At 67.8% G+C, this 6117-nt stretch carries 3 protein-coding genes and 1 pseudogene; 2 read left to right on the top strand and 2 right to left on the bottom strand.

The genetic code is table 11. The annotated features are described in order from the left end of the window. The coding region (locus JMF90_RS20130; RefSeq protein WP_201325352.1) for an AraC family transcriptional regulator at nucleotides 1-793 on the top strand (793 nt) is incomplete at its 5' end. Between the two features lie 100 nt (nucleotides 794-893). Here the strand turns inward: JMF90_RS20130 and JMF90_RS20125 are convergent. Both JMF90_RS20125 and JMF90_RS20120 read right to left on the bottom strand, forming a co-directional pair. After that, a complete protein-coding gene (locus JMF90_RS20125; RefSeq protein WP_054928648.1) occupies nucleotides 894-3386 on the bottom strand; it encodes a xanthine dehydrogenase family protein molybdopterin-binding subunit in 2493 nt (830 codons plus the stop codon). Nucleotides 3387-3407: 21 nt separating this feature from the next. Beyond that, nucleotides 3408-3866, bottom strand: coding sequence for a (2Fe-2S)-binding protein (locus JMF90_RS20120; RefSeq protein ID WP_011549039.1), 459 nt, complete (start codon nucleotides 3864-3866; stop codon nucleotides 3408-3410). Nucleotides 3867-4602: 736 nt separating this feature from the next. Here JMF90_RS20120 and JMF90_RS20115 point away from each other — a divergent pair. Beyond that, a pseudogene (locus JMF90_RS20115) lies at nucleotides 4603-6117 on the top strand (beta strand repeat-containing protein); the annotation flags it as partial.

Here is a 6117-nt window from a genome sequence, read left to right as displayed (position 1 = left end):
CGAGCCGGGGCCGCTCGAGCATTTCTTCCTGCTGCAGATTCCGCTGCGCGGCGACGCCGAGATCGAATGCGGCGCGACGCGCTTCGTGTCGTCGCCGGGCACCGCGTCGCTGCTTTCGCCGACGCTGCCGTTGAAGATGCGCTGGGGCGATGCGTGCCCGCAGGTGATCCTGCGCATCGAGCGTGAAGTGATGGAGCGCCACGCGCAGCGGCATTTCGGCGACGACCGGCGTGCGAGCGTCGAATTCGAACCGGAATTCAGCCTGGCGTCGCCGCAGGGCACCTGTCTCGCGCAATTGCTGCCGGTGCTCGCCGGCGCGATCGCGACGGACGCGCATCCGTTGCGTCATCCGCTTGCGTTCGAGCAGCTCGAATCGACGCTGCTCAACCTGCTGCTGCACGGCCACCCGAACAGCGCACGCGACGGCACGCGGCGCCTGCCGACGGCGCTCGCGCCGTTCTACGTGCGGCGCGTCGAGGAATACATTCGCGCGCATCTCGACGAGCCGCTGACGATCGAACGGCTCGCCGATCTCGCCGGCGTCAGCCCGAGCACGCTGTTCGCCGGCTTTCGCAATCGCCACGGGATCACGCCGATGGGCTTCGTGCGGCAGTTGCGGCTGCAACATGTGCGCGACGAACTGCTGGCCGACGATACGCCGGGGCTCGCGTCGGTCACCGATATCGCGCTGAAATGGGGTTTCGCGCACCTCGGACGCTTCGCGATCGAGTACAAGCGCGCGTTCGGCGAATCGCCGTCGGCGACGCTCAGGATGCGGCGCGTGCGAGGGTGAACGCGACGGCGGGCGCGCTGTCCCGCCGTCGCGATGGTCCATGCGGCTGCGCCTGGCCCGGCGGGCGTGCCGGGCGCAGCCGCTGGCCGGATCGTCTACGTCACACCGTGCCTTTCTTCAGATCGTCGATGCACGGGATGCCGGCGCGTCGTTTCGGCCGCAGGAATTTCGGCATCGACGGGGCCTGGCCGACGCCTGCCTGGCTCTGACCGGTCCTGGGCTTCAACGCGGCCGGCTTGGCCTTGCGCGGCATCCGGCAGCCGCCGGCCGCCAGGTCGCCGTACGGATCGTCGTCGACGGCTGCCGCGGGGGCCGCCGGCATCGCCGGGGCGGCTGCCGCGACCAGCATCGGCGCGAACGGCAACGCATGCATCCGCTCGCCGGTCAGGACGAACGCACCGTTGGCCACCGCCGGTGCGATCGGCGGCACGCCGGCGTCGCTCAACCCGGTCGGATGCGCGTCCGACGGAACGAAGAAGACATCCACCGGCGGCGCTTCCTGCATGCGCACGGGTGGATAGTCGGCGAAACCGGCGTTGCGCACCGCGCCATGGTCGACGTCGATCGCGAAGCCCGGCTTCGTCGTCGCGAGGCCGAACAGCGCGCCGCCCTGGATCTGCGCTTCCGCGCCAGTCGGGTTGACGATGCGGCCCGCATACACGCCGGCCGTCACGCGATGCACGCGCGGTTGCTGCGCTTCGATCGAGACCTCCGTCACGTAAGCCACGACCGTCCCGGCCGATTCATGCATGGCCGTGCCCCATGCGTGCCCGGCAGGCAGCGTGCGCGTGCCGTAGCCGGATTTGTCGACGGCGAGCGCGAGCGCCTGGCGATGGGGCGCGTGCTCGGGACCGGACAGCCGTGCCATCCGATACGCGACCGGGTCCTGTCGCGCCGCGTGCGCGAGCTCGTCGACCAGCGTCTCCATCACGAATGCCGTATGCGTATGGCCGCCCGAGCGCCACGACTGGACCGGCACGTCCGCGTCCGTCTGATGGACCGACACCTGCATCGGAAAGCCGTACGGGCTGTCGGCGACGCCTTCGGTCAGCGCGGGGTCGACGCCACCCTTGCGAATCGTCGTGCGCTCGAGCGGCGAACCCTTCAGCACCGACTGGCCGACGACGACGTGCTGCCAGTCGCGCACGGTGCCGCTGCCGTCCACGCCGATGTCGACGCGATGCAGCACCATCGGGCGGTAATAGCCGCCGCGCAGATCGTCCTCGCGCGTCCAGATCGTCTTGACCGGGCCGAGGTGGCCGGCCGCCAGATAGGCGGCGGATACGCGCGCGGCTTCGACCACGTAGTCCGACGTCGGCGTCGAACGCCGGCCGTAGTCGCCGCCCGACGTCAACGTGAAGATCTGGACCTTGGCCGGCGCCACGCCGAGCGCCTTCGCGACCGCGGCGCGATCGGCCGTCTGCAGCGACGATCCGCCCCAGATCTTGATCCCGCACGCGCAGCTCGCCGGGCCGACGTCCACCGTACAGCTGAGCGGCTCCATCGGCGCATGCGCGAGATACGGAAATTCGTATTCCTTCTGAATCCGTGTTGCCGGTGGCGGCGCACTGCCGCTCGACGCTGTCCGCACCACGGTGCCGGGCGAGGCGGCGAGCTGCTTGTAAGCGCGCATCTGTTCCGCTGACGACACGCTCGACCCGCTGTCCTTCCATGTGACCTGCAGCGCATCGCGCCCGAGTTTGGCCGGCCAGTACCCATCGGCGATGACGGCCACGCCGGTGCCGCCGCGGTCGACCGGGATCTCGACGACTTCCACCACGCCCTTGATCGCCCGGGCCGCGGCCGCGTTGTAGCTCGCGACCTGCCCGCCGAAGCGTGGCGGGCGCGCGATCACGGCCACCTTCATGTCCGGCAGGCGCCAATCCATCCCGTACTTGAGCGTGCCGTCGAGCATCGCGCGTGCGTCGATGCGCGGTGTCGGCTTGCCGATGATGCGGAACTGGTCCGGCGATTTCAACGGCACCCGCTGCGGCACCGGCATCTCCATCGCGTCGGGCGCCAGTTCGCCGTAGGTCGCGCTGCGGTTGCCGGCCGTCACGACACCGTTCGCGGTGCGGCACGCGGCGGGATCGACGTTCCAGCGCCGCGCGGCCGCGGCGACGAGCATCGCGCGCGCGGACGCGCCGAGTTCGCGGTATTGCGCGAACGAGTGATTGACCGACGTCGCGCCGCCGGTCATCTGGATGCCCGTCACCGGGTCCTTGTACGGCTCGCCGGCCGGTGCGAGCACGGTGCGTACGTTGCGCCAGTCGGCATCCAGTTCGTCGGCCAGCGCCATCGGCAGCGCGGTGCTGACGCCCTGGCCGGATTCCGTCCGGTTGACGGCGATCGTCACCGTGTTGTCCGGCGCGATGATCAGGAATGCTTGCGGTGGCGAAGACGGAAGGGCTTTGCCGGCTTCGGCCGTGGCCCGGGTCGGCGCGATGCCCAGTGCAAGGCAGCCGCTCGCCGCCATCGTGAGTTTCAGGAAGCCGCGCCGGCCGAGCGACGGAGAACCTGTTCCGGCGACCGGCGAAGCGTCGGGGTGGGGGGCGTCGGTGCTCGCCGGGCGCCCGGCAGTGCGAATACGCATGGTCAAAGTCTCCCGGCAGGCTCAGGCAAGCGCGCTGGCCGCATCGTGAATCGCGGCGCGGATGCGCTGGTAGGTCGCACAGCGGCACAGGTTGCCGGCCATCGCGCGATCGATGTCGGCGTCGGTCGGCGCCTTGTTGCCGCGCAGCAGGGCGGCCGCGCTCATCATCTGACCGCTCTGGCAGTAGCCGCATTGCGCGACGTCGTGCCGGAGCCACGCGTCGAGGACGGCCTTGCCGAGCGCATCGTCGGCGAGATGTTCGGACGTCGTGATGCGCGCACTGCCGACCGCCGACAGCGCCAGCGTGCAGCTTCGGGCCGCCCGGCCGTCGACATGAACGGTGCAGGCGCCGCAGTCGCCGGTGCCGCAGCCGAACTTGGTGCCGGTCAGCCCGAGGTTGTCGCGCAGCACCCAGAGCACCGGCGTCGACGGATCGGCATCGATCTCGGCCGGCCGGTTGTTGATGTTCAACGTCACCATCGTGAAGTTCTCCCTTGGACACCTCGTTATCGCCCGCGAATCGGAAAGGCAATGCGGCGGATCTGAATCAATTAAAGCAGATCCGCTAAAAATTCGGCATCCGGGAATTTGATTTTTTTGCCTTTCTTAATGATTTGCGTGATTTACTTAAAGAGAATCATTTTCATCTCGGGCGTAAATGAGTTAATCGGGATGAAAGAATGTTGAGTTTTGCCAAAAAAATATCCGGCCCATGGAAAACGTTTGCGAGTCGAGCCTATATTTGTCTCGCGATCACGCCTGGAGACATGAGAATCGGACGGCAGGTACTGACGAACGGGTAGGCGGGGCGACGGCGGTACGGTTGTCCGACCGGGCAGGTCCGGCGTTTGATTGTCGGGCGGAAGGCTCCGTACATACGGGATTTCGGCGGCGAGGCGGTGTTGGCCTGCAGGGACGGACGGGGTTCGACTGTGCTCCCCCGGGCAGTGCTTCCGGCTATATGAAAACAACTGTTTCTGATTAGCGAAAAACTTACCGGGTGACGAAGGGGGCTTAAAAGTAAAATATGCCGATTCAATAATTCTCATCGATTCATTCTTATTTGTTTTTAATCCAGCCAACCACTTCGGATTGGTGACGGGGCGGTGTTTTTCTAAAAAACATCGAATAGCGAATTCCAGTATTTGTCTTCGGCATTTTAAATGCGTCGAGGCAATACCCGGTGTCGTCGATTCTCTTATGGGAAGGTGTGATTATGCGTATGCGCATGGGCTCGAACAAAAAGCGCGCGGAAGCACGTCCGAAACTCCTCGTCCCGACCGGCATGCTGGTCGCGCTGGTCGGTGCCGGGATCGTCCCCGTCGACGCGCTGGCCGCCTGCACCGGAACGACGATCGTCAGTTGTACCGGAGCCACCACGTCCTATTCGAACGGCACCAACAATCTCAACCTGACCGTTGCGCCGCTCGCGACCGTATCCGTGGTGCCGTTGCTCGGCGGCACCGCGCTGTCGCTGACCGGCAGCGGCGTCACGCTGACCAACAACGGCAGGATCGACCCCGCGTTGTCCGGGTTGAGCCTCGTGTCGAACGGCACGGTGGTCGGCAATGTCGGGTCGGCGAGCACCGTCAACGTCACGAACACCAGCTCGGGCGTGATGATGGGGTCGACGAGCTCGCTGCTCAACGGGCCGGCGCTGACGGTATACAACGGCACGGGCGGCACGACGAACATCACGAATGCCGGCACGATCGGTACGACCGGCTTGCTGGGCTTCAGCGCCGGCCCGACCGCGCAGGTCGTGACCACGTCGGGCGGCGCACAGGTCAACTTCACCAACGCGAGCGGCGGCGCGATCAACGGTTCGGTGGTGCTCGCGCCCAGCGGGACGCCGGGCGCGGGGAACACGTTCACCAACGCCGGCACCGTCACCGGCAACGTGTCGCTGGGCGCGGCCCTCGGCACGTCGAACACGTTCAATGCGCAGACCGGGTCGTCGGTCGGGCTCGGCGTCGATGCCGGCCTGGGCGGCAACAACACGCTCAACCTGCAACTGAACACGGCTGTCGGTAGCCCGGCGAACGGCACCATTGCAGTCGATACGTACGGCAATTTCAACAACCTCGGCGTGCAGGGCGGCACGTGGGACCTCACCGGCGCATCGACCGCGACGAACGCGTCGCTGACCGGCGGCACCGCGATCGTCCACGGCGCCGGGGCCCTGGGCACCGGCACGATCGTCGCCGGCGGCGGCACGCTCGAGGCCGGCGCGGCCGGCGTGAACCTCCTCAACAACGTGGCGCTCGGCACGAGCCTGACGGTCGACGGCGCGAACGGGCTCGCGTTGTCGGGCACGATCGGCGGCGGCGGTGCGCTGAACGCGAGCGGCACCGGCACGCTGACGCTGAACGGCGCCAATTCGTTCACGGGCGGAACGAATCTGACGGGCGGCGGGGGGCTCGTCGTCGGCACCGGCACGGCGCTCGGCGCGGGCGCGCTGAACGTGAGCAGCGCGGGCGGCACGCTCGGCACCAGCATCGGCGGCACGTTGCTCGGCAATGCCGTGAATATCGACACCGGCGTGACGCTGGGCCTGAACGGTTCGGCCAACCTCGGCCTGAGCGGCACGATCGCCGGCAATGGCGGTCTTGCGCAAACCGGCGCGGGGACGACGACGCTGCTCGGCGCGAACACGTTTCTCGGGCGGCACGGCGCTGAGCGGCGGCGGGCTGATCGCCGGCACCGGCGCGGCGCTCGGCACCGGCGCGCT

It is taken from the genome of Burkholderia sp. E168m23, from assembly GCF_016586125.1.
Taxonomy (GTDB): domain Bacteria; phylum Pseudomonadota; class Gammaproteobacteria; order Burkholderiales; family Burkholderiaceae; genus Burkholderia; species Burkholderia orbicola.
The sequence above is the reverse complement of the archived record's forward strand: the minus strand, read 5'-3'. Positions and strand labels throughout refer to the sequence as shown.